Source organism: bacterium (assembly GCA_019637795.1).
In the GTDB taxonomy this organism is placed as follows: Bacteria; Desulfobacterota; Binatia; order HRBIN30; family CADEER01; genus JAHBUY01.
In genome coordinates this window covers 39,414-63,034 of sequence record JAHBUY010000009.1, presented here as the reverse complement: position 1 = coordinate 63,034, position 23,621 = coordinate 39,414, and the positions used below count along the sequence as shown (strand labels likewise).

The 23,621-nt window shown below is 73.1% G+C and carries 20 protein-coding genes; 12 read left to right on the top strand and 8 right to left on the bottom strand.

What is annotated here, in order from left to right; translation table 11 throughout:
• Window positions 1-50: 50 nt before the first annotated feature.
• A complete protein-coding gene (locus tag KF840_25465) occupies window positions 51-1,367 on the bottom strand; it encodes an AarF/ABC1/UbiB kinase family protein (protein ID MBX3028253.1) in 1,317 nt (438 codons plus the stop codon).
• A gap of 120 nt (window positions 1,368-1,487) precedes the next feature.
• Between KF840_25465 and KF840_25460 the strand changes: the two genes are divergently transcribed.
• Window positions 1,488-2,711: a cytochrome P450 gene (locus tag KF840_25460; GenBank protein ID MBX3028252.1), complete on the top strand. Its 1,224-nt coding sequence runs from the start codon at window positions 1,488-1,490 to the stop codon at window positions 2,709-2,711.
• Between the two features lie 197 nt (window positions 2,712-2,908).
• On the top strand, window positions 2,909-4,105 hold the full coding sequence (locus KF840_25455) for a lipid-transfer protein (GenBank protein MBX3028251.1): 1,197 nt from the start codon (window positions 2,909-2,911) through the stop codon (window positions 4,103-4,105).
• 62 nt (window positions 4,106-4,167) lie between these two features.
• On the opposite strand, the gene KF840_25450 is transcribed toward KF840_25455, so the two are convergent.
• Window positions 4,168-4,671 (bottom strand): hypothetical protein, encoded by a 504-nt coding sequence (locus KF840_25450; GenBank protein ID MBX3028250.1) that lies wholly within the window; start codon window positions 4,669-4,671, stop codon window positions 4,168-4,170.
• 208 nt (window positions 4,672-4,879) lie between these two features.
• On the opposite strand from KF840_25450, the gene KF840_25445 reads away from it, so the two are divergent.
• Window positions 4,880-6,178: a spore maturation protein gene (locus KF840_25445; GenBank protein ID MBX3028249.1), complete on the top strand. Its 1,299-nt coding sequence runs from the start codon at window positions 4,880-4,882 to the stop codon at window positions 6,176-6,178.
• On the opposite strand, the gene KF840_25440 is transcribed toward KF840_25445, so the two are convergent.
• Window positions 6,175-7,014, bottom strand: coding sequence for an alpha/beta fold hydrolase (locus KF840_25440; GenBank protein ID MBX3028248.1), 840 nt, complete (start codon window positions 7,012-7,014; stop codon window positions 6,175-6,177). The genes KF840_25445 and KF840_25440 overlap by 4 nt on opposite strands.
• A 69-nt stretch (window positions 7,015-7,083) precedes the next feature.
• Window positions 7,084-7,938 carry a zinc metalloprotease HtpX gene (htpX, locus tag KF840_25435; GenBank protein ID MBX3028247.1) on the bottom strand — a complete coding sequence of 285 codons (855 nt, stop codon included), beginning with the start codon at window positions 7,936-7,938 and terminating at the stop codon, window positions 7,084-7,086.
• A gap of 174 nt (window positions 7,939-8,112) precedes the next feature.
• Here htpX and KF840_25430 point away from each other — a divergent pair, with 174 nt between their 5' ends.
• From KF840_25430 to KF840_25420, 3 genes are all read left to right on the top strand, one after another.
• The gene (locus tag KF840_25430; protein ID MBX3028246.1) at window positions 8,113-8,331 is read left to right on the top strand and encodes a hypothetical protein; all 219 of its coding nucleotides are present in this window, start codon (window positions 8,113-8,115) and stop codon (window positions 8,329-8,331) included.
• 42 nt (window positions 8,332-8,373) lie between these two features.
• The gene (locus tag KF840_25425; GenBank protein MBX3028245.1) at window positions 8,374-8,529 is read left to right on the top strand and encodes an SEC-C domain-containing protein; all 156 of its coding nucleotides are present in this window, start codon (window positions 8,374-8,376) and stop codon (window positions 8,527-8,529) included.
• A 120-nt stretch (window positions 8,530-8,649) separates the two neighbouring features.
• Window positions 8,650-8,811 carry a hypothetical protein gene (locus KF840_25420; protein ID MBX3028244.1) on the top strand — a complete coding sequence of 54 codons (162 nt, stop codon included), beginning with the start codon at window positions 8,650-8,652 and terminating at the stop codon, window positions 8,809-8,811.
• A 24-nt stretch (window positions 8,812-8,835) separates the two neighbouring features.
• Here the strand turns inward: KF840_25420 and KF840_25415 are convergent, their stop codons facing one another.
• The 3 genes from KF840_25415 to KF840_25405 all read right to left on the bottom strand — a co-directional run bounded on the left by KF840_25415 (window position 8,836) and on the right by KF840_25405 (window position 15,459).
• Window positions 8,836-10,755, bottom strand: coding sequence for a right-handed parallel beta-helix repeat-containing protein (locus KF840_25415; protein ID MBX3028243.1), 1,920 nt, complete (start codon window positions 10,753-10,755; stop codon window positions 8,836-8,838).
• Window positions 10,756-10,962: 207 nt separating this feature from the next.
• Entirely contained in the window at window positions 10,963-12,105 is a 1,143-nt protein-coding gene (locus KF840_25410; GenBank protein MBX3028242.1) for a hypothetical protein, read from the bottom strand.
• Between the two features lie 75 nt (window positions 12,106-12,180).
• A complete protein-coding gene (locus KF840_25405) occupies window positions 12,181-15,459 on the bottom strand; it encodes an AAA family ATPase (protein ID MBX3028241.1) in 3,279 nt (1,092 codons plus the stop codon).
• Between the two features lie 161 nt (window positions 15,460-15,620).
• Between KF840_25405 and KF840_25400 the strand changes: the two genes are divergently transcribed.
• Together KF840_25400 and KF840_25395 are read left to right on the top strand one after the other, a co-directional pair.
• Window positions 15,621-16,106 (top strand): hypothetical protein, encoded by a 486-nt coding sequence (locus KF840_25400; GenBank protein ID MBX3028240.1) that lies wholly within the window; start codon window positions 15,621-15,623, stop codon window positions 16,104-16,106.
• Between the two features lie 178 nt (window positions 16,107-16,284).
• Window positions 16,285-18,531 carry a molybdopterin oxidoreductase family protein gene (locus KF840_25395; GenBank protein ID MBX3028239.1) on the top strand — a complete coding sequence of 749 codons (2,247 nt, stop codon included), beginning with the start codon at window positions 16,285-16,287 and terminating at the stop codon, window positions 18,529-18,531.
• A 61-nt stretch (window positions 18,532-18,592) separates the two neighbouring features.
• On the opposite strand, the gene KF840_25390 is transcribed toward KF840_25395, so the two are convergent.
• The gene (locus KF840_25390; protein MBX3028238.1) at window positions 18,593-20,347 is read right to left on the bottom strand and encodes a hypothetical protein; all 1,755 of its coding nucleotides are present in this window, start codon (window positions 20,345-20,347) and stop codon (window positions 18,593-18,595) included.
• A gap of 95 nt (window positions 20,348-20,442) precedes the next feature.
• Here KF840_25390 and KF840_25385 point away from each other — a divergent pair, with 95 nt between their 5' ends.
• The 4 genes from KF840_25385 to KF840_25370 all read left to right on the top strand — a co-directional run bounded on the left by KF840_25385 (window position 20,443) and on the right by KF840_25370 (window position 23,586).
• Window positions 20,443-21,666 (top strand): MFS transporter, encoded by a 1,224-nt coding sequence (locus KF840_25385; protein MBX3028237.1) that lies wholly within the window; start codon window positions 20,443-20,445, stop codon window positions 21,664-21,666.
• A gap of 95 nt (window positions 21,667-21,761) precedes the next feature.
• On the top strand, window positions 21,762-22,292 hold the full coding sequence (locus KF840_25380) for a hypothetical protein (GenBank protein ID MBX3028236.1): 531 nt from the start codon (window positions 21,762-21,764) through the stop codon (window positions 22,290-22,292).
• A gap of 37 nt (window positions 22,293-22,329) precedes the next feature.
• Window positions 22,330-22,755 carry a DUF420 domain-containing protein gene (locus KF840_25375; GenBank protein ID MBX3028235.1) on the top strand — a complete coding sequence of 142 codons (426 nt, stop codon included), beginning with the start codon at window positions 22,330-22,332 and terminating at the stop codon, window positions 22,753-22,755.
• Between the two features lie 15 nt (window positions 22,756-22,770).
• A complete protein-coding gene (locus KF840_25370; protein MBX3028234.1) occupies window positions 22,771-23,586 on the top strand; it encodes an SDR family oxidoreductase in 816 nt (271 codons plus the stop codon).
• The last annotated feature ends 35 nt before the right edge of the window (window positions 23,587-23,621 follow it).

The following is a 23,621-nucleotide window of genomic DNA, read 5'->3' as shown; positions in this document are numbered from 1 at the left end:
CTCCGTTTACGCGCTGCCGCGCAGCCGGGCAAACCTCGGCCCCGGGCGCTTCACTGGGTAGCGGCGTCCGGTGCCGTCGTGCGCGCCGCCCGCGCGCCGGCCGCCAGGTGCTTGAGCAGCTCGCCCTGGATCAGGCGGCGGCCGGGGGCGAGGCGGTGCGACAGGCCGTTGAGCAGCAGCATGGTGCGCAGCACCAGGGCGAAGTCGTCGGGGATGCGGCGGATGCGCGTCGCGCGCAGCACCGAGGCGAAGTCGTCGTCGGCATCGGCGTCGCCGACGATGCTCAGCACCAGCGCCCGCAGGTGCGCGGGACGGATCGCCTCGATGTCGAAGCCGAGCGCCGCCGCGGCGCGCAGCGCGGCGTCGGCATCGCCGATCAGGGCGGCGACCATCATCTCCGCCACCAGGGCGGCGAAGCGCGGCGGCAGCTCCTTGCAGAGGCCGAAGTCGAGCAGGCCGATGCGCCCGTCGGCCAGCACCAGCAGGTTCCCGGGATGCGGGTCGCCGTGGAAGAAGCCGTATTCGAACAGCATGGCGCCGTAGAGCCCGCCGATGCGGCGGGCGACGTCGCTCGGGCGATGTCCGGCGGCGCGCAGCGCCGCCGTCCGCGTCACCTGGATGCCGTCGAGGTACTCCATCACCAGCACGCGGTCGCGGACGTGCGGCGCGACGATGCGCGGCACGCGCACGTCGTCGCGGCCGGCGAGCAGCGCGGCGAGACGCTGCGTCGACGCCGCCTCGCGGCGGAAGTCGAGCTCGAGCTCGACGAAGCGGGTGACCTCGTTCACCAGGCTGCGCAGATCGACGCTGCGCTGCATGCGGTGCACGAGCGCGGCGACGGCGCGCAGCGCGGCGAGGTCGAGGGGAATGATGCGGCGGGCTTCCGGATACTGGATCTTGACCACCACCTCGCTGCCGTCGCGCAGCCGGGCGCGGTGGACCTGCGCCAGCGACGCGGCGCCGAGCGGCTCGGGGTCGATGGCGGCGACGATCGTGTCGATCGGCGCGCCGAGCTCGGCCTCGACCATCGGCAGCAGCGCGCCGAGCGGGCGCGGCGGCACGTCGTCGTGGAACTGGCTCAGCTCGTCGATGAACGGCCGCGGCAGCACGTCGGCGCGCGCTCCGCCGACCTGCGCCGCTTTGATCAGCCCGCCCTCGAGGACCAGCGCCAGACGGCGGATCTGGCGCGCCGCGGTTTGGTGAGCGCGGGTCCAGGCCGCGGCAGTCGCCGGCGCGCCGAGGCGCTCGCGCGCCAGCAGCAGCCAGTAGCGCGGCAGCACCCAGGCGATGGCGAGGCCGATGCGCAGCAGACGGTAGGCGCGGACGTGGTGGAGGGCGCGGCGGGCGGCGCCGGGGGCGGCGGTCATGGTGGGCACCTAACCACGGCGGGCCAGCGGGCGGACAGTGGGGGCCGCGGCGGCGGGCGGCTTGCCCCGCGCGCGCGGCGGAGCGAAGGTCGCCGCATGGCGATTGGCGAGGCGGAGGCGATGACCCCGGCCGGCGATTTCGATCTCTTCCTGCCGTTGCGCAGCCGCGGCGGCCTGGAGAACCCGTTCGCGATCTATGCCCTGCTGCGCACCGTGCGGCCGGTGATGCGCATGCCGGTCGGCGGCTGGGACGGCCCGGGGGTGTGGTTTCTCACCCGGCACGCCGACGTCGAGGGGGTGCTGCGCGATCCGCGCTTTTCGGTCGACCGGCTGCGGGCGCCGTTCATCCGCCAGAACCTCGAACGCCTGCCGGCGTTCATCCAGCAGGGGGCGCAGACGATGCGCTCGATGCTGGTGATGGACCCGCCCGACCACACGCGGGTGCGCAAGCTGGTGAACAAGGCGTTCACGCCGCGCCGCATCGCGGCGCTGCGCCCCCGCATCGCGGCGATCGTCGACGAGCTGCTGGCGCCGGTGCGCGACCGCATGGACGTCATCGACGTCCTCGCCGCGCCGCTGCCGGCGATCGTCATCGCCGAGCTGCTCGGCGTGCCGGCCGAGGATCACCGGCGCTTCAAGGCGTGGGCGGCGGAGATCGTCGCCGGCCTCGGCCAGCCGCTGGCCGGCCGCCAGGCGGCGGCGCCGGCGATGCAGCAGCTCTTCGCCTATCTGGGGGAGATCATCGCGGCGCGCCGCGCGGCGCCGCGCGACGACCTGATCAGCGCCATGGTGCTGGCGCAGGAGGAGGACGACGCGCTCAGTGACGCCGAGTTGCTGGCCACCAGCAACCTGCTGCTCATCGCCGGCCACGAGACGACCACCAACCTGATCGGCAACGGCCTGCTGGCGCTGCTGCGCGAGCCCGACCAGCTCGAGCGGCTGCGCCGCGATCCCGGGCTCCTGCCGACGGCGATCGAGGAGCTGCTGCGCTACGACGGGCCGGTGCAGGCGACCCTGCGGGTGGCGCGCGAGGACGTGGAGATCGGCGGCCAGGCGATCGAGGCCGGCTCGCTGCTGCTGGTCGGCATCGGCGCCGCCAATCACGATCCGGACGTCTTCGCCGAGCCGGAGCGCCTCGACATCGGCCGCGATCCCAACCCGCACCTCGCGTTCGGCTTCGGCGCCCACTTCTGCCTCGGCGCGCCGCTGGCGCGGCTCGAGGGCGAGATCGCCTTCCGCGCCCTGCTCGAGCGCTTCCCGCGCCTGGCGCTGGCGACCGAGGCGCCGGCGTACCGGCCCAACCCGGTATTGCGCGGGCTGGTGTCGCTGCCGGTGGCGTGCTGACGCCTGGAGGGCGCGGCGCGCTCGGCGCCGGTCGAGGATGAGGTCCGGTTCGGGCGCAACGGCCACCGACCGCGCGGCGTCCGCCGGCGGCCCGCCGCCGCGGGAGCCCCGCCTTCAATCACGGATGGAATTCCTGATAAGAGATTCCATCCCGCGCGACCGCCGACCGGCGGCGCGCAGCTCGCAAGGAGGATCGAATGGGTAGGAAGGTCTTCGTCATCGGCGTCGGCATGACCAAGTTCGAGAAGCCCGGATCGAAAGGCTGGGACTATCCCGACATGGCCCGGGAGGCCGGCACCAAGGCGCTGGAGGATGCCGGCATCGGCTTCGACAAGGTCGAGCAGGCGGCGGTCGGCTACTGCTATGGCGACTCCACCTGCGGCCAGCGCGCCGTCTACAGCCTGGGCATGACCGGCATCCCGATCTACAACGTGAACAACAACTGCGCGACCGGCTCGACGGCGCTGTTCATGGCCAAGCAGTTCGTCGAGGCCGGCATCGCCGACTGCGCCCTCGCCCTCGGCTTCGAGAAGATGGAGAAGGGGTCACTGGGGGTGAAGTTCCAGGACCGCACCAACCCCATGGACAAGCACTTCCAGACCATGGTGGACGTGCGCGGCTTCGCCCAGGCGCCGGCCGCGCCGCAGTTCTTCGGCAACGCCGGCCGCGAGCACATGGACCGCTACGGCACCACCGCCGAGCAGTTCGCCAAGATCGGCTGGAAGAACCACAAGCACTCGGTGAACAACCCGTACTCGCAGTTCCAGGACGAGTACACGCTCGAGCAGATCATGAATGCGCCGATGGTCTACGAGCCGCTGACCAAGCTGCAGTGCTGTCCGACCTCGGACGGCGCCGGGGCGGCGATCCTGGTCAGCGAGGACTTCGTCCGCAGGCACAATCTGCAGGCGAAGGCGGTCGAGATCCTCGGCATGGCGATGACCACCGACTTCCCCAGCACCTTCGAGGAGAAGAGCTGCATCAAGCTGGTCGGCTCGGACATGACCCGCAAGGCGGCGCAGAAGGTCTACGCGCAGAGCGGCTTCGGGCCGGAGAACGTCGACGTCGTCGAGCTGCACGACTGCTTCTCGTGCAACGAGATGATCACCTACGAGGCGCTCGGTCTCTGCCCGGAAGGCAAGGGCGGGGAGTTCGTCGATTCCGGCGCCAACACCTACGGCGGCAAGGTGGTGGTGAACCCCTCCGGCGGCCTGATCTCCAAAGGCCATCCGCTGGGCGCCACCGGGCTGGCGCAGTGCGCCGAGCTCAACTGGCAGTTGCGCGGCGAGGCCGACAAGCGCCAGGTGAAGGACGCGAAGATCGCTCTGCAGCACAACCTCGGTCTCGGCGGCGCCGCCGTCGTGACCATGTACCGCAAGGCGCAGCTCGGCTGATCCGTCGCGCCGCGCGCTTGATCGCGGCCGGACGACGCCGTCGTCGTCCGGCCGCCCGCGTGCTACTGCTCGCCGGCCCCTTCGTCGGCGCCCGCGTCGACATTGCCGCCGGCCGCCGCGGCGTCGTCCGTGGCGGCGGCGCCACCCGCCGCCGGGGCGTTGGCGGCCGCCGGGGCGTTGCCGGCCGCCGGCGCGTTGGCGGGCGCATTCGCCGCCGCGCCGGTCTTCTGCCAGTCGCCCATCGCCGCCTGGCCGCCCTGCATCGCGGCCCCCTTCATGTTGCCGCCCAGAGCGCCCTGGGCCGCCGCGCCGGCGCCCGCCTCGGCGGCGCTGTTGACGCGGCCCATCGTATCCATCGGTGCCGCCGCGGCGCCGCCGGCGCCGCCGGCGTCGGCCGGCGGGGTGCCGCCGACGGCCTGCTGCACGGTGTCGGCCGCCTGTTGCTTGGCCGCGTCCTTGGCGGCGCCCTTGAGCATGTCGCCGTAGCCCTGCGCCGAGACCATCGTCGCGACGCCGGCGCCGAGCAGCACGCCCATCGTCCACGCGTAGCCCTTACGGATCGTCATCGAACCTCCTCGCTGGGGTTGGGATTCGATTAGTAGCCGAGCACGGGGCCGCGTCAATGCGGAACCCGGCGGATGAAACCGAACCGGCCTCCCGCCGATGAACGCCACCGAGCGCTCGGAGGGCTGGGGGCACGGCGGGGGCGGCTCGCGTTCGCGTGTCGTCGCGGCCCTCGCTCCTCACCGATCGCTCATGTATGCGGCGCGCATGATGAACGCGGTGTGGGTGCTGCTGGTGGTGGCGTCGGTGGTGACCGCGGCGTTCACCGGCACCATGGAGGCGGTGTCGACGGCGTCGGTGGAGTCGGCGAAGGCGGCGGTGACGCTGGCGCTCGGGCTGATCGGCGTCATGGCGTTCTGGCTGGGGATGATGCGCATCGTCCAGGAGGGCGGCCTGCTGCACACCCTGGCGCGGGCGCTGCGGCCGCTGATGGCGCGCCTGTTCCCCGACGTCCCGGCGGATCATCCGGCGATGAGCGCGATGATCATGAACATCGCCACCAACATGCTCGGGCTCGGCAACGCGGCGACGCCGTTCGGCATCAAGGCGATGGTCGAGCTCGAGCGGTTGAACCCCGTTCCCGGCGTCGCCAGCAACGCCATGGTGTTGTTCCTCGCCATCAACACCTCCAACGTCGCCCTGGCGCCCCTGGGCGTGATCGCGCTGCGCGCCTCGTTGGGATCGCACGACGCGGCCGGCATCTGGCTGCCGACGCTGTTCGCCACCGGCTGCTCGACCGTGCTGGCGATCCTCGCCGCCAAGGCGCTGCAACGCGTCGTGCGCCCGGCGAGCGCCTACGCCGCCGGCGAGACGGCGGCCGCGGCGCGCCAGGTCGATCTGCCCGATGCCGCGGCGCTGGGCGGCGAGCGGGCGACGGCGCCGCTCGGCTGCGCGGCGGCGCTGCTGTCGCTGGCGCTGGTCGCCGTCGGCCTCGGGCTGCAGCTCCGCGCCGGCGTCGCCGCCGGGCAGGCGGTCGGCGAGCAACTGCGGGTGGTCGCCTCGACCTGGCTGCTGCCGGTGCTGATCACGGCGATGGTCGGCTACGGCATCGCCAAGCGCGTCGCGGTCTATGACGCGATGATCGCCGGCGCCAAGGAAGGCTTCCAGGTGGCGGTGCGGATCATTCCGTTCCTGGTCGCCATCGTCGTCGCCGCCGCGATGTTCCGCGCCTCGGGTCTGTTGGAGATCCTGACCCGCCTCGTCGGCCCGGTCACCGCGCCGCTCGGCTTTCCGGCGGAGGCGTTGCCGATGGCCATCCTGCGGCCGCTCTCGGGATCGGGCGCCTACGCGGTGATGGCGGAGATCCTGCAGGCGAACGGGCCCGATTCGTACGTCGGCTATCTGGTGTCGACGCTGCAGGGCAGCACCGAGACCACCTTCTACGTGCTCGCCGTCTACTTCGGCGCCGTCGGCGTCAGCCGCGTCCGCCACGCGGTGGCGACCGGACTGCTCGCCGATCTCGGCGGGTGCGTCGCTGCGGTGGCCGCCGTGCGGTGGTTCCTCGGCTAGTTGCGGTGGGAGGCGAGGAACTCCAGCACCGCCTGGTTGAAGGCGTCCGGGGTTTCGAAGTTGAAGCCGTGGCTGCCGCCGGGCAGCTTCCGGAGCTGGGCGCCGGGGATGCGCTCGGCGAGCAGATCGGAGCTCGCGGGCGGGATCAGGCGGTCGCTGTCGCCGGTCAGCACCAGGGTGGGCGCGGCGATCTGGTGCAGGCGGTCGACCGTGTCGTGCGCCTGCGTCGCCGCCACCTGGGCCATGATCGCGGCGAGGTCGAAGCCGTGAGTCATGACGCCGGAGAAGACCTGCATCAGCTTCGGCAGCTCGCTCATGATGAACTGCGGGCTGAAGGTCAGCGGCAGCAGCCGGCCGATGAAGGCCATCGGGTCGAGATTGGAAAGGTCAACCTGGATCTCGCCGTTCGGCCCCCGACTGCCGCCGAAGAAGGCGAGCGACTCCTCGAACGTCGCCGTCACGTCGGCGTCCGGTCTGGCGTAGGTGCAGCCGAGTACCAGGCTGCGGACGCGGCCCGGGTGCCGCAGCGCCAGCTCCTGGGCGATCATGCCGCCCATCGAGACGCCGACGACGTGGGCGCGGTCGATAGCCAGGGCGTCGAGCACGCCGATGGCGTCATCGGCCATCGTGGCGATGGTGTACGGGCCGGCCGGCTTGCTGCTGCGGCCGACGCCGCGGTTGTCGAAGACGACGGTGCGGTAGCGCGCCGCGAACGCCTCGCGCTGGAACATCCAGGCGATCGAGTCGCCGGCGAGTCCCATGATCAACAGCAGCGGCTCACCGCCGCCCTGCTCCTCGTAGTAGACCTCGATTCCGTTGCTGGCTGCGATCGGCATCGACGAACAGTGGCAGGTTTTCGTCGTCGTGGGTAGCGACGGCGCGCTCGGTGCCCGCCTGGAGGGGGCTTACATCCCGCTCCGCGCCATCTGCTCCAGGCGGGCGATGCGCTCGTCGGTCGACGGATGGGTCGAGAACAGCTTGGCGAAGGCGCCGGCGGTGAACGGGTTGATGATGAAGAGGTGCGCCGTGGCCGGGCTGCCGTGCTGCATCGGCGCCTGCTTGGCGTAGCCCTCGATCTTGCGCAGCGCCGAGCACAGGGCGAGCGGCTGGCCGGAGAGGCGGGCGCCCTGCTCGTCGGCCAGGAACTCGCGCGAGCGCGAGATCGCCATCTGGATCAGCATCGCCGCCAGCGGCGCGACGATGATGCCGATGAGCGCCGCCGCCGGGTGTCCGCCCTCGTCGTTGTTCGAGCGGCCGCCGCCGAAGATCAGGCCCCACTGGGCGATGTTGGCGATCATGCTGATCGCGCCGCCGAGGGTCGCGGCGACGACCATGATCAGGGTGTCGCGGTTGCGCACGTGGCCGAGCTCGTGGGCGAGCACGGCGGTGATCTCGTCGCGGTTCAGCAGGCGCAGCAGGCCCTCGGTGCACGCGACGGCGGCATGCTCGGGATTGCGGCCGGTGGCGAACGCATTGGGCGCCTGTTCGGGGATGACGTAGACCTTCGGCATCGGGATCTGCGCCGCCTGGGCGAGGGTGCGGACGATCGAGTACAGCTCCGGCGCCTGCGTCTCGTCGATCGGCTGCGCGCCGTACATGCGCAGGACGATCTTGTCCGAGTACCAGTAGCTGCCGACGTTCATGACGATCGCCATGCCGAGGCCGATCACCATGCCCTGGTGACCGCCCAGCGCCTGGCCGATCCAGACCAGCAGCGCGGTCAGGGTGGCGAGCAGCACGAGCGTTTTCATCTGGTTCATCACAACCTCCTTCAAGGGTACGGGGCGAGAGTAAGGCGCCCGGGTCACCTCGGCAATGAGGTAATCGGACGCGCTCGCTTCGAGAAAATCGAAACGCCCCGCGGCGCCCTGCCCAGGGCGCCGTCGCGGCATTTCGGCGTGGACGCGGTCGCGGGCCGGGCGCATCCTGCCGCCATGGACGACCCGACCTGGCTCTTCCTCTCGGCGCTCTTTTCGATCATCGGTCTGGCGGTGTTCACCTACGGCCGGCGGCAGCGCACCGCGACGCATACGGTGATCGGCCTGGCGCTGATGGCCTATCCGTACTTCGTCCGCGGCACGCTGGCGCTGGTCGGCGTCGGCATCGCCCTGCTGGTCGGCATGGTGGTCGGCAGCCGCATCGAGTCCGACTGACCCCTGATTGACGCCGCCGCCCCCGTGGTGTCGAGTGCCGCGATGGCGAAGCACGAGCACGGCCCCGGCTGCGACCACGACCACGAGCACGATCACGGCCCGCGTCCCGAACCGGTGCGCCGCGCCGAACCCAAGGTCGGCCGCAACGACCCCTGCCCGTGCGGCAGCGGCAAGAAGCGCAAGAAGTGCTGCGGTTGAACGCGGCCTGAGCGGGGTTGCCGGACTGCGCCGTTCGCCTCGTTGCCGCCGCGGCCCGGTGCATCCCTGGTCGCCGAGATGGAGCGATTGCCGCAGTCGGTTCGCGGCGCGGCAGTGCGCATGGCCGAGATCTCGAAGGCGCTGCGCAAAGACCGCGAGATCGCGTTCTACGGCAGCGAGGACCTCATCCCGTCGGAATTCTACGGCGCCGCCGATGCCCACCGCGCGTTCGCGGATGCGCGGTGGGTGCTCGAGCAGGTCGCTGGCGTGGTGCGGCCGTAGGATCGCGCCCGGGGCAGAGCCTGTTCACTGCCAGTTGCCGGTGACGTCGCCGAGCGGGATGGCGGTGAAGCTCTGGCCGGAGGCGTCGGCGGTCAGCGGCCCGTAGGTCAGGGAGCCCATGGTGCAGCCGCCGCCGGTCACCAGGGGCGGCACCACGGACTGGTTGGGCACCGCCGCGGCGTAGGGAACGAAGAGCCAGTCGGAACCGCAGGCAGCGGCGGCGGGGAATGCGGCGATCAGGCCCACGGCGCGTTGCAGTATCAGGGTGGCGTCGAGGGCGCTGACCGTGCCGTCGCCGGTGACGTCGGCGGCGAGCCGTTCGCTCGCGGTCAGGGTGCGGAGCTGGGCCACCGACTGCAGCGCCCAGGCGGCGTCGAGGGCGCTCACGGCGCCGCGCAGGTCGCCGCTCTTGCGCGGCGTCAGGGTCCACACGCCGGGCGCGACGCCGGCGAAGCCGTAACTGCCGTTGGCGGCGCTGCCGGCGCCGTGCGCGCCGGCGCCGGCGAGGGTGAGCGTCGCCGACGGCACGGGGACACCGCCGCGGGCCAGGAGCGTTCCCGCGAGCTGCAGGCCTCCGGTCGGGGTGGTGGTCGGCGGCGGCGCCGGCGTGCCCGTGGCGGTCGGCGAGGGAGACGGCGAGCCGGCGACGACGCGCTCGTAAGCGCCGATGTCGACCGCGGCGCCCTGCGGGCGGGCGACGCCGTCGCGATCGAGCGGCAGATCGGGATGCGCGATGCCGGCGTCGCGCGCCGGGCTGGTCGCCGAGAGGTGGTAGTCGTCGTTCGCGGCGTCGACGAACAGCGCCGCCGCGCTGGCGATGAAGGAATGGGCGTCGAAGCCGAAGCCGCGCCACTGGGCGAGGGTGTAGAAGACGTCGTCGTTGGAGAAGCGGTCGACGACGACGTTGTAATCGGAGACCAGGCCGACCTGGCTCGACGGGTCCGCCGAGACGCTGCCACGGGTTCCCAGGTGGAGCAGGATGTTGTCGCGGATGCTGTTGCCGGTGCTGCCGTTGAGCAGGCCGATGGCGAAGCGGCTGCCGCTCGGCTGGACGATGGTGTTGCCGACGATGACGTTGTCGCGGCAGCCGTAGCGGTTGCTGCCCTCGCCGTCGTCCCAGCCGGCGATGCCGGTGGCCCGGTTGCCGTACAGCAGGTTGTTGCGGATCAGCGCGCCGCGTACAGAGGCGAGGTTGATGGCGGCGCCGCCGGCGGCGCCGTTGTCGTGGATCAGGTTGGCCTCGATGAGCGCGTTCTCGATGATGCCGTCGCCCTGCGGGTCGGCCGGGTTGCTTCCCATCTGCGCCGGATCGGCGTTGAGCTGGATGCCGGAGGCGTTGTTGTGGTGGGCGTGGTTGCGGCGCACGGTCGGGCGGTCGCCGCTGTTCGAGACGTAGATGCCGTGCTCGATCGCCGAGTACGAGGTCTCGTTGTCCTCGAGCAGCAGGTCGCGAGCGAAGCCGGTGAAGATGCCCCAGCGGCCGTTGTGGTGGCAGTGGCAGTTGCGGATGACGACGCCGGTGGCGTTGGCGTCGGGCTCGCCCTGGACGGCGATGCCGGCGCGGGGCGCCGCGGTGCATTCGAAGCCGTCGATGACGATGTGGTCGACGTTGCGGATCCAGATGTCGTCACCGTTGCTGTTGCCGCTGCCGGGGGTGTTCACCACCACGCCGGCCTGGGCCAGGAAGCGGATGGGCGCCTGCGCGCTGCCGGAGCGCAGCGGCCGGAAGCCGGCGTAGGTGCCCGGTAGCACGTGCACCGTGTCGCCGGCGGCGGCGACGTTGCCCGCCTTCTGCAGGGTGCGCCATGGTGCGGCCTGCGACCCGGGGTTGGCATCGTTGCCGGTGGTGGCGACGTAGTACGTCGCCGCGCGCGCCGCGCCGGCGGTGAGGAGGCAGAGGAACACGCTGAGCGCGCGGAGCGGCACGCCGATCCGACGCAGCACGGATCGTACCCGCGTCCAGTCGGCCGCGCCGCCGCCTCCCATGTCGCTGAGAGGTGACGCAATTCGTCGCCGTGTGGCAGTCCACGCGCCGGTCGTCGCCGGGGCGCGGCGACGTGACGTGCCGGACTCCATGCGGCGCATGGCCTCCAGGTGCCGCGGCGCCGAGCTCCCCGGCTGCGCTCGTTGCGAATCGGTCCAGACGTACGATCACTGCAGGGTGCCCGCGGCGCCGGCGTCGATGGTGAGGGTGCCGGTGGCCGGGGTCTGGAACGAGAAGCTGGGCTCGGGCGACATCACGGCGTTGGCGATGTGCAGGCGCACGTTGCCGCCGTCGAGCTGGTCGATCACCAGGGCGCCGCTGTCGGCCCGCCAGCCGCGGGTGCCGAGCGGGTTGCTGGTCGGCGTTTCGATGTAGTCGAAGGTCGCCTGACCGCGTTCCCGACCGAGGGGAATCGACGCGCCCTGGGTCGCGGCGCCGAGGTAGGTGAGCTGGACGCGGCGGACGACGTCGCCGACGTTGAGCGAGCACGGAACCGCGTTACCGCCGAAGACGGCGCCGGGGAGGAGCGTGAAGCTGCCCTTGCCGAGGCCGAGGCCGGGGCCGAGATCGACGTAACTGTTGGTGCCGCTGGCGTTGCGGAACGTGAGGCTCCAGGTGCCGGTCGCGCAGCCGCCGCCCGGCGGGGTCGGGTAGTTGGCGGGCATGGCGGTTGGGGTCGGGGTGGGAGTGACGGCCGTCTGGGTAGGGGTGCGGGTGGGGGTCGGTTGGCCGTTGCCGGCGACCACCGGGCCGCGGAACGATTCGGAGCCGATCGTCAGGTCGAGCGTGCCGCTCAGACCCGGCCGTTCGGGCATGGCACCGGCGATATCGACCGGGACGCCGCCCTCCTGCCCCTGCGCGGTGCCGGCGAAGTGGAAGGCGCCGGTGTCGAGGTCGACGGTGCCGGTGAGATTCAGCAGCGGGATCTCCAGCCGCAGCGCCGCGCCGCTGGTCGGCACGACCATGAGCGCGGCCGTGGCCGAGCCGTCCGGCGCCACCTGCATGTGAATGACGGCCGTCTCCTGGTCGCCGACGTCCAGGCGGGCCGTGTACTGGCCGGTGAACGGGCAGCCGTTGAGCGCGTTCGCCACCGCGGCGACCAGCTCGCTCACGACCACCGACCCATCGCCGTTGGCGTCGATGCTGGGGCACTGCCTCGGGTCGCCGCCGCCGAGCGCCAGGTTCACGCCGGTGATGAGCTCGTTCACCGCCACCACCCCGTCGCCGCCGCAGTCGCCGGCGCAGCGCGCCTCGGCGCGCGGTGCCGCCCAGGTCAGGAGCAGGAAAATGAGAATCGTCGCACGCGCCATGCATCGCCTCCACGGGGGTCCCCGCATCCTCGGCGTGCACGGGCGCTGAACGTCGTTCGATTGCTCGATCGAGCGCTACAGCTCCCAGTCGATCGGCAGCCGCGGGTCCGGCACGTACGAGCAGAACGTGCCGGTGCGGATCGCCGCCGAGAAGTGGCGGCCGAGCGCGGGGTCGGCGGCGGCGATGCGGCGGATGGCGTCGGCGATGGTGCGGGTCACGTTGAGCCGGGCGCGTTCGGCTGGCGTGCTCCCCGGGCGGCGTCTGCCGCGCGGCACCAGGCCCGCGACCCGTTCGTCGAGCGCGGCGCGCAAACGCGCGGCGCGCTCGGTATCGTGGAAGCGCTCGGCCTCCTCGAGTTGGTCGCGCAGCGACGCCAGGTGGGCGTACTCGGCGGCGCGCGGCGCGCTGCGGCCAGCGGCGGGCGTTTCGGCTCCGGCGCCGAGCGCCGCCAGGTCGATGGCGGTCAGGGAGCGGCCCGGCTGGCGCAGCAGGGCGGCGATGTGGGCGAACCCCTTGCACCGGCGCAGTCGCAGCGGCGCGCCCTCGCCGTCGCCGATCGTCCACAGGGCGCCGTCGCGGCGGAAGACGCCGCGGCGGCGTCGCGGCGACGGCGCGGCCGGCGGAGCCAGCGTGGCCAGCAGGGCATCGGCATCGGCGGCGAGTCGGCGCATGCCCAGCGCGCGAGCGACGTCGGCCGCCAATTGGCAGAGATCGCGCGCCCGCTCGGGCTCGCGACCGGCCTGGTGCAGCAGGCGCGCCAGCAGGACGCGGCTGCGCGCCAGCCAGGGGGGCGCGTCCATCGTCGCGTGCCGCGCCACCGCCTGCTCGGCGTAGTCGCGCGCGTCGTCCGGGCGGCGCATCGCCTCCGCCAGCAACGCCAGCCAGTGGGCGCCGACGCCGATGGCGACGCTGCTGCCGTAGGGGACGACGCGATCGGCGAGCGGCAGCAGCAGCTCGCGCAAGCCGGCGGCACGGCGGGCATCGCCGAGCGCGGCGCAGACCTCGCTCAGGTAGGGCAGCACGCCGAGGCGGTGCTCGCGCCGCAGGTCCGCGAAGTCGGCGGCGGCGACGGATTCGAACGCGGCGCGCGCCTCGTCCAGGCGACCGAGCTCGGTCAGGATGAGGGCGAGAAAGGTCTGCGGCACCGGGGACGAGGGGAAGCGCGCCGCCACCAGGCGCGCCGCCATCTCCTGTTCGGCTAGCCGGCCCTGCTCGCGACGCAGCGCGAAGAGCTGCGCGCCCGGCGCCAGCATCGCGGTGGCATCGCCGAGACGCGCCGCCAGCGCCTGCGCGGTTTCGATCGCGGCCTCTGCCGCGGCGAAGCGGCCCGCCCACAGGGCGCGCAGGACGCGGGCGTTGGCGGCCAGCCAGAGATAGCGCGGCCGCCGCAGCGATTCCGCCAGCGGGCCGTAGGCGGCGAGGTCCTCGTCGTAGGCGACCGCGTCGCCGGCCAGCGCCAGATCGTAGAGCCGCCAGGCGCGCCCCTGGGCGACGAGGTCGGGGTCGCCGACGGCGCTGCCGATGGCGGCGATCTCGGACGCCACGGCGAGGCTCTCCACCGGCGCGCCATAGCGCCAGAACACCGCGTGCTGCGCGCTCAGGGCGTGCGCCAGGGCGATCGGCTCGCCGAGGCGGCGTGCGCCGGCGACGGCCCGGGCGCTGGCGGCGACGGCGCGGGCGGCATCGTCGCTGGCGGAGTATTCGACCGCCGCCCGCGACAGGACGCGCACGCGCCGGGCGCCGTCGGCGACGGGCAGCAGGGCGAGGGCCTCCTCGCACAGCGCCAGCGCCTCCGCGTCGCCGACGCGGTAGGGGACGCCGATCCCGCGCTCGCCGGTGCACAGCGCGGCGCGCGCCAGCAGCTCGGCGTCGCCGGCGTCGCGCGCCAGCGCCGCGGCGGCACGCAGCGCCGGCCGCGCCTCGGCGTCCTCGCCGAGGCGGGTCAGCGCCTCGGCGAGCTCGACCAGGAGCAGCGCGCGGGGCGGCGGCGTGCCGGCTGGGTCGCGGTCGAGCAGCGCCAGTGCCGCGCGATAGGCGGCGATGGCTTCGTCGTCGGCGAACTGCGCCGCGGCGCGGCGTGCCGCGCGCAGCGTGAGGTCGAGCGCGGCGGCGGTCGTGGACGGGTCGTCGGCGCCGGCGCGGAAATGGTGGGAGAGGGCGGCGAGGTGGGGATCGGGATCGAGGGCGTGGCGCTCCAGCAGGGCGCGGCCGGCGGCGCGGTGCAGCGCGCCGCGGCGATCCGGCGGCAGGTCCTGGTACAGGACGGCGCGCAGCAGGGCGTGGCGGAAGGCGAGGCGGTGGTCCAGCGCGGGGTCGTTGAGCACGCCTGCGGCCGTTCCCTCGCGCGCCGCATCGAGCGCCGCCGCCAGTGGCACGCCGGCGGCGCGCTGCAGGTCGCCGAGGGCGACGCGATCGCCGAACACGGCCGCCAGCTCGAGCAGCGCCCGGCAGGTGGGGGAGAGCCCCGCGAGGCGGGCGCGCACCGCGTCGCGGATGCCGGGGGCGAGCTGCAGATCCTGCGCGGTGACGCCGGCCAGGCCGTTGGGATGATCGCGGCGGAGGGCGTGCGTCGTCTCGACCACGAACAGCGGGTTGCCGGCCGTGGCGTCGTGGATCACGGCGGCGAGCGCCAGCGGCGCGGGGGCGCCGCCGCGGGCCAGCAGGGCGGCGACGTCATCGATCGCCAGCCCGGCCAACGGCAGGCGGAGCGCCGCCCGCGCCAGGCGCGCGAGCGTCAGGCCGGCGGCGGGCCGTTGCTCGGCCTCCTGCGGCCGATAGGTGCCGATGATCGCCAGCGGCAGGTCGTCGAGCTCGCGGGCGATGAGCTCGAGCAGGCGCAGCGAGGGCAGGTCGGCGGCGTGCAGGTCCTCGAAGATCAGCAGAAGCGGTCGCTCGGTGGCGCGGCGCAGGAGGCGGCTGGTGGCATCGAAGACGGCGAAGCGCGCCGCCTCCGCGTCGGCGGGGGGAGCGGTGGGCGTGCCGGGGTCGGCGTTCAGCGGGGCGAGCGCGTCGCCGAGCCCGGCCGTCCACCCGCGCCACGCCGCCGCGCCCGCTGCCGCCGCGAGCTGGCGGAACACCTCGTGCCAGGGTCCGAAGGCGGGTGCGCCACCGGCTTCCCAGCAACGACTCCAGATCACCCGCGCGCCCTGCTGCGTCGCCGCCCGTGCCGCCGCGTCCGCCAGTCGGGTCTTGCCGATGCCGGCCTCGCCGGTGATCAGCGCCAGGCCGCCGCGTCCGGCGGCGAGGTCGCGGGCCAGCGCCGCCAGCTCGTCCTGCTCGCGTCGCCGGCCGACCAGCGGCGGCGGCAGTGATGCGGGCGGCGGATCCGATGGTGCGTGGCGCGGTGACGGCACGGTGCGCCGTCACTCCTGCCGTCGCCGATGCTGGGTCGTCAAGCCGCCCACCTGACGTGCGAGGTGTGCAAGAAAAACGGGGGCGCCGCCATCTCGCGGTGAGGGGGGCCGACGCGAGCCGCGGTCGGGGGTGCCCGCGTCAGAAAGAGCCCAGGCCCGGTATGCGAAAGAGAAAGCCGGCGATCGCGTCGCTGGACGAGGTGGAGATCAGGCGCGAGGGCGGCGACGCCATCATCGAGTACAAGGATCCCGAGATCGCGACGACGTACTTCCATGTCGGGCCGTCGCTGGGCGGCATGAGCGATCAGCAGATCCTCGACGAGCTCAACGCCGTGCTGCGCGCCGACGCGGAGATGTTCGCGAGCTACGAACACGTCGCGGTCGAGATCCCGGCCGGCCGGCCGCAGATCCGCTACTTCCCAGCCGGCGAGCAGTGGGTGCCGCGCGGTGGCGTCCTGCGCTGTGTCATCGACGACGGCGGCCCGGGCGGCGAGGCGGTCATCTACGTCGACGACCAGCCGCTCAGCCTGGCGGCCTTCGGCCGCCTGCTGGCCACGTATGCCGGCTGGGGCATGCGCATCGCCTTCGTGCCGGAGGAGACGCTGACCAGCGAACCCGCGATCGAACTGCGGGAGCCGGAGGAATGACCGCCGCCACTGGTGCCGCCGCCATCGTCTCTGTGCTAGTCCGTTGAACAACAGGCGGCGTAGCGAGGGCGAGGGATTGTGCGCCAGATCAACGAAGAGCTGGCGCACGAGACCCGCCCGCAGTAGCCGACCTGTTTTTCAACGGGCTGCCGGCTCGGGCGCAGCCAGGGAGGACGTCATGGGCGCCGAGACCGAGGAGCAGATCCACTTCCACACCTGTCCGCTCTGCGAGGCGACGTGCGGGCTCGAGATCCGCACCCGCGGGCGGCAGGTGACGGGCATCCGCGGCGACGCGGCGGACGTCTTCAGTCGCGGCTTCATCTGTCCCAAGGGGTACGCGGTCAAAGAGCTGGACGCCGACCCCGACCGCCTGCGCGCGCCGCTGCTCAAGCGCGACGGCCGCCACGTCCCGGTGAGCTGGGACGAGGCCTTCGCCGAGATCGCGCGCCGGCTGCCGCCGATCATCGCCGCGCACGGCCGCGACGCGGTCGCCGCCTATCTCGGCAATCCCGGCGCCCACAACCTGGCGCTCATGCTCTACAACCCGGTGCTGCTGCGAGCCCTCGGGACGCGCAACGTCTACTCCGCCAGCACGGTCGACCAGATGCCGAAGCAGGTATCGGCGGGGCTGATGTTCGGCACCGTGCTGAGCGTGCCGGTGCCGGACCTCGACCGCACCGACTACCTGCTGGTGCTCGGCGCCGATCCGTTCACCTCGAACGGCAGCCTGATGACCGCGCCCGACGTGCCCGGTCGCCTGCGCGCCATCCGCGCCCGCGGCGGTCGGGTGGTGGTGATCGATCCGCGCCGCACCCGCACCGCCAGCGAGGCCGACGAGCACCACGCCATCCGCCCCGGCGGCGACGCCTTCTTCCTCTGGGGCATCGTGCACGTGCTGTTCGCCGAGAACCTGGTGCGCCTCGGCCGGCTGGCCGAGCACGTCGCCGGCGTCGAGACGGTGCGCGAGCTGGCGCGCGAGCTGGCGCCGGAGCGGGTGGCACCGCGCTGCGACATCGCCGCCGACGTCATCCGCCGGCTGGCGCGCGAGCTGGCGGCGGCGCGCGCCGCCGCGGTGTACGGCCGCATCGGCACCTGCACGCAGGCGTTCGGCAGCCAGGTGAGCTGGCTGGTCGATGTGATCAACGTCCTCACCGGGCACCTGGACCGGCCCGGCGGCGCGATGTTCACGCGCCCGGCGAGCGGCGCGGCGCACACCCGCGGCACGCCCGGGCGCGGCAAGGGCGTGCGCTTCGGGCGCCGCCAGAGCCGGGTGCGCGGGCTGCCGGAGATCTACGGCGAGCTGCCGTGCGCCTGCCTGGCGGAGGAGATCGAGACGCCGGGCGACGGCCAGGTGCGGGCGCTGATCACCGTCGCCGGCAATCCGGTGCTGAGCAATCCGAACGGCGGCCGGCTCGACGCCGCGCTGTCGCGCCTCGAGCTCATGGTCAGCCTCGACATCTATCTCAACGAGACGACGCGCCATGCCGACGTCATCCTGCCCGGGCTCTCGCCGCTCGAGCAGCCGCACTACGACCTCGCCCTGCGCCAGCTCGCGGTGCGCAACGTCGCCACCTACGCGCCGCCGATCTTTCCGGTGCCGGAAGGGCAGCAGCCGGAGTGGCGCACGATTCTGCGGCTGCTGGCGATCGTCATGGGGCAGGGCGCGGACGCCGACGTCGAGGCGCTCGACGACTTCGTCGCCGCGCAGCTCGTGGAGCAGGCGGTGGGCGGCGCGGGCTCGCCGCTCGCGGGCCGCGACGCCGCCGACATCCTCGCCGCGCTGGCGCCGCGCCGCGGTCCGGAGCGGATGCTCGACTTCCTGCTGCGCAGCGGCCCCTACGGCGATCGCTTCGGCGACACCCCGGACGGCCTGACCCTGGCGCGGCTGGAGGCGGCGCCGCACGGCATCGACTTCGGTCCGCTCGAGCCGCGCATCCCCGAGGTGCTGCGGACGCCCTCCGGGAAGATCGAGCTGGCGCCGGAGCCGCTGGTCGCCGACGTCGCCCGCCTGCGCGCCCGGCTCGGCGAGGCGGGCGACGGCATGGTGCTGATCGGCCGCCGCGATCTGCGCTCCAACAACTCGTGGATGCACAACGCGCCGGTGCTGGTGAAGGGCAGGGCGCGCTGCACGATGCAGGTGCATCCGAGCGACGCGGCGCGCCTCGGCCTGCGCGACGGCGGGTTGGCGCGGGTGCGCTCGCGGGCCGGCAGCATCGACGTGCCGGTCGAGGTCGACGGCGCGATCCGCCCCGGCGTGGTGAGCATTCCCCACGGCTGGGGACACGACCTGCCGGGGATCCAACTCGGGGTGGCCAGCGCCCACGCCGGGGTGAACTGCAACCGGCTGGTCGACGAGCAGGACCTCGATCCGTTGTCCGGCAACGCCGTGCTGAACGGCGTGCCGGTGACGGTCGAACCGGCGTAGACGCGCACGACGGAGGGCACCGGAGGGATTGGTCCCTCCGTGCCCTCCGCCGTGGTCGATCCTACCGGCGCCGCCTCCAGAGCAGCGCGGCGATCGGCAGCAGCAGGATCCAGGCTGCGCCGCCCTCGCGCGGCGCCACCACCTGACAGGAGTCGTCGTCGTTGCCGCTGCTCGGCTTGCGGGTGCGGGTCGGCGAGGCCGTGGACGTCGAGGTCGGCGGCGGCGTGGCGGTGCTGGTGAAGGTCGGCATGCCCTCCGGCGTCGCCGTCGGGGTGCTCGTCGGGGTCACGCTCGGGCTGGCGCTCGGCGTCTCGGTCGGCGTCGGCTGCACGCCGACGATGACGTCGCCGGCGTCGCAGCCGGTGGCGATCGCATTGCCGTCCGGATCGCTGGCGCCGGCGTTCTCGCAGGTCAGCGGGTAGGTGCCGTCCTCGACCGTCGGGGCGATGTTCACCTCACAGGTGAAGAGCACCGAGCCGCTGGGGATCGGGTTGACGTTGTCGAGCGCCAGCACCAGGGCGCGGACGCCCTGGCAGGAAGTGCCCGGCGTGCAGCCGTTGGGCAGGAAGGCGAACGAGGTGCCGCCCTTGTCGATCTCGGGGTTGACGGCGCAGGTCGGGCGGCCGCGATTGTCGGCGACGACGCCGACGCCGCTGGGGAAGAGCGTGTCGTTCTGTGTTCCGGCGACGCTGACCTCGGTGACCAGGCTGACGGCCATCGGCGCGTTCTGGCCGGCGGCGCCGATGACGTCGCCGACGACGATCGTGGCGTCGGTGGGGATCGCCACCGTGATCATGCCGTCGCTGCAGTCGGCGCCGACCTTGTCGCCGTTGGTGTCGCCGGCGCCGGCGTTCGAGCAGGCGAGGGGGTAGGTGCCGATGGCGTCGGCCGCGATGGCGACGGTGCAGGTGAACAGTCGCGAGCCGTTCGGGATCGGGTCCAGGTTCTCGAGCGCCAGCACGATGGCGCGCACCGCGGTGCAGTCCTCGCCCGGCGTGCAGCCGCTGGGGAGGAAGGCGAACGACGTCGCGTTCTTCTCGATCTCGGGGTTCACCGCGCAGTCGGGCTTTCCGTCGCCCTTGGCGGCGATCGCCGCCGCGGCGTCGAAGGCGATGTCGACCTGGACGCCGGCGATGTCGGCCGCGGTCTCGAGCGACACGTCAAAGGATGTGCTGGCGCCCGGCTCGCCGGTCGCGTTGCCGACGATGATCGACGCCACCACCGGCAGCGGCGTCTGGGTCGCCGTGGCGGTGCTGGTGGCCGGAATGACCACGGTCGGCGTGTTGGTGCGGGTCGCGGTCGGCGACCCGCTGGTCGGGGTCGCCGTGGCGGTGGCGGTACCGGTCGGGATACCGGTGGGCGTGACCGTCGCCGTGGCGGTGCCGGTGGGGATGCCGGTCGGCGTCACCGTGGCGGTCGCGGTACCGGTCGGGATGCCGGTTGGCGTTGCCGTCGCGGTGCCGGTGGGGATGCCGGTCGCGGTTGGCGTCAGCGTGATCGTGGCGGTCGCGGTGCCGGTGGGGATGCCCGTCGGCGTGACCGTCGCCGTGGCGGTGCCGGTGGGGATGCCGGTCGGCGTCTCCGTCGCCGTGGCGGTGCCGGTCGGAACCCCGGTCGCCGTCGGCGTCAGCGTGGCGGTCGCGGTGCCGGTCGGAACCCCGGTCGGCGCCTCGACCTGACAGGTGCCGTCAATGCACGTGTCCGGAGGCGTGCAATCGTCGTTGTCGCTGCATGGCTGTGCCGAGACCTGGCCGGCGGCGAGAACCGCCGCGGTGACCGTCGCACAGAGGAGCTGCCAGAACCGCATACCCATCATGAACCCTCCCTCTCGTCCGCCCCCCGGGGACGTCGCAGGCCAAACAGTCACAAAAAGGCAGGCACGTCAATTTCCTTTGATTGGGAAATCGGCCTATGAGACGCGGCCCCGCGATGGTCGAGATCCCCGATCAACTGCTCAACCGCAACGTGGTCTTCTACCTCGCCAGTCGTTTCGCGGGCGGCACGGCGATGACCATGCTGCGCGCGGCGATCGCCTGGCACGTCTATTCGATCACCGGCTCGCCCTTCCATCTCGGCCTGATCGGCGTCGTCCAGTTCGTGCCGGTGCTGGCGCTGACCCTGGTCGGTGGCGCGGTGGCGGACAGCTATGAACGCCGCCGCATCATCATGTTGGCGCAGCTCGTGCCGATGGGCTGCGCGCTGGCGCTGCTGGCCAGCACGGCGGAGTCGTGGACCACGCTGCCGGTGCTCTACGTGGCGGTCTTCATCGCCGCGTCCGCCGGCGCCTTCGAGAATCCGGCGCGGGCGGCGCTGCTGCCGATGCTGGTGACGCGCGCCGTCTTCGCGCGCGCCGTCACGCTGGCCTCGACCGGCCAGGCGCTGGCCTTCATGAGCGGGCCGGCGAGCGGCGGGTTCGTCATCGCCTGGGCCGGCATCGGCGCGGCCTACGGCGCGGTGGCGGGACTGCTGGTGGTGTCGCTGGTCTGCCTGGCGCTGTTGCGGCCGGAGCGGCAGGTGGTCGAGCAGCGGGCGATGAGCTGGCGGGCGGTGCGCGAGGGGCTGGGGTTCGTGCGCCGCAACGAGGTCGTGCTCGGCTGCATGACGCTCGACATGTTCGCGGTGATCTTCGGCGGCGCCACGGCGCTGCTGCCGGTGTACGCCAACGACATCCTGGGCGTCGGAGCCAGCGGCTACGGCGTCCTCAGCGCCTCGCTCGAGGCGGGGGCGCTGGCGACCTCGCTGGCGCTGGTGTTGCTGCCGGCCGTCCAGCGCGCCGGCCGGCTGCTGCTGATCGCGGTGGCGGGGTTCGGCCTGGCGACCATCGGGTTCGGCCTGTCGCGTTGGTTCCCGCTGTCGATCGCCTTCTACGTCCTGTGCGGCGTCGCCGACCAGGTGAGCGTGGTGATGCGCAGCACCGCCATCCAGCTCTCCACCCCGGACGCGCTGCGCGGCCGGGTGAGCGCCGTGAACTTCATCTTCATCGGCGCCTCGAACCAGCTCGGCGCGGCCGAGTCGGGTTTCGTGGCGGCGCTCACCGATCCGGTGTTCGCCGTGGTCAGCGGCGGCATCGGCACGCTGATCGTCGTCGCCATCGTCGCGGCGCGCATGCCGAAGCTGCGACGGTACCGGATCTGACGCCGGGGACGGGGCCGGCCGCGGCGCCCGGGTCGCGGCGCCGCGGATCGGAGGCCCCTCCCGGCGGCGGGTCCGAAGTGCTATGCGGTCCGGTCATGTGGTGGATGGGCCGCGCGGCGGCGCTCCTGGCGCTGCTGGTTCCGGCGGGGGCGTGGGCGGTGCCGGCGGGGTCGCCGGAGTCGATCGCGGCGCTGAAGCTGTGCGACGCGGTGGACGAGATGGCGGAGGCCGATCGCGACGCCGCCATCGCCCGCGGTCTGGCGATGGCGGAGGCGACGGTCGCCGCGGACGGGCGCGACGCGCGCGGCCATTTCGCCCTCGTCTGCTACCTCGGCAAGCGCATGGAGCGGGCGGGCATCAGCCTGCGGCAGATCAGCGACCTGCGCCGGCTGCGCCGCGAGCTCGACCGGACGCTGGAGCTGGCGCCCGGCGATGCCGACGCGTTGCTGGCCAAGGGCGCGCTGCTGCTCAAGTTGCCGCGCCTGCTCGGCGGCGACCGCGAGGCGGCCGAGACGCTGCTGCGCCAGGCGTTGGTCGCCGAGCCGGACAACACCGCGGCGCGCTGCTATCTCGCCGAGGCGCAGCGGGCGCATGGCGCCGCCGTCGCGTCGCCGCCGGGCTGTTGACGGCGACCCGCGGTCGGACGAGGACGAGGCGGGCGCCATGTCGCTGCAGACGCTCACCGTGATCTCGACCGCCTGCATCGTCGCCAGCGGGGTCAGCCTGCTGGTCGGCTGGTACCTCATCCGCTGGCGCCGCGATCGCGCCGCGCACCGCGCCGCGATGCTCACCGCGACCGGGTTCGCGGCGCTGTTCCTGGTTCTCTACGTCAGCCGCTGGGCGGTCTTCGGCAGCAAGCTCTTCGCCGGCAGCGGCGGCTGGCGCGTGCTCTACCTGTCGATTCTCGTGCCGCACGTGCTGTTGGCGATCGCCGTCGGGCCGCTGGCGATCCGCCTGATCCAGTTGGCGATGTGGCGCCAGGACTTCGCCGCCCATCGCCGCCTGGCGCGGGTGACGCTGCCGATCTGGCTGTTCGTCGCCGCCAGCGGCTGGGCGATCTACTACCTCCTGTACGTGAAGACCTACTGAAGGGGGGCGAGAGCGATGCAGCTCGAACACAAGGTCGCCTTGGTGACCGGCGCCGGGTCCGGCCTCGGTCGCGCCATCGCCGTCGCCTTCGCGCGCCAGGGGGCGCTGGTCGCCGTCAACGACATCCGCGAGGAGGCGGCGCGGGAGACCGTGGCGGCGGTCGAAGCGGCCGGCGGCCGGGCGATGGCGGTGCCGGCCGACGTCGCCGACGGGCGCGCCACGCTCAAGATGTTCACCCGCTTCCTGTCGGTGTGGAACACCATCGACCTGGTGGTGAACAACGCCGGCCTGGTGATCATGGCGCCGCACGTCGTCGCCAATTTCGAGGCGGTGGCGGGCGAAGCGCGCGCCGGCGGGCGGCCGACGACGCCGATCGCCGCGACCTCGACGATGGAGGACGCGAGCTGGCGCCGCACCCTCGCCGTGCATCTCGACGGCACGTTCCACTGCACCCGCGAGGCGCTGAAGGTCATGGAGGCGCGGCGCCAGGGCAAGATCATCAACATGGCGTCGATCGCCGGCACCGCCGGCCTCGCCGGCTCGCCCGACTACAGCGCCGCCAAGGCGGGGATCATCGGCTTCACCAAGTCGGTGGCGCGCGAGGTGGCGCATCTCGGCATCCAGGTGAACGCCATCGCGCCCGGCTTCGTCGACACGCCGCTGCTCGAAGGGCTGTCGCCGACGATGCGGACGAGCGCCCTGATGCAGACGCCGCTCGGTCGGCTCGGCACCGTGGACGACATCGCCGCCGCCGCGCTCTACCTGGCCTCGCCGGCCGGCGACTGGATCACCGGCCAGGTGCTGAGTCCGAACGGCGGCTACGTGATCTAGCAGCCCATCGGGCGCACGCCTGCCGCCGGGGATGG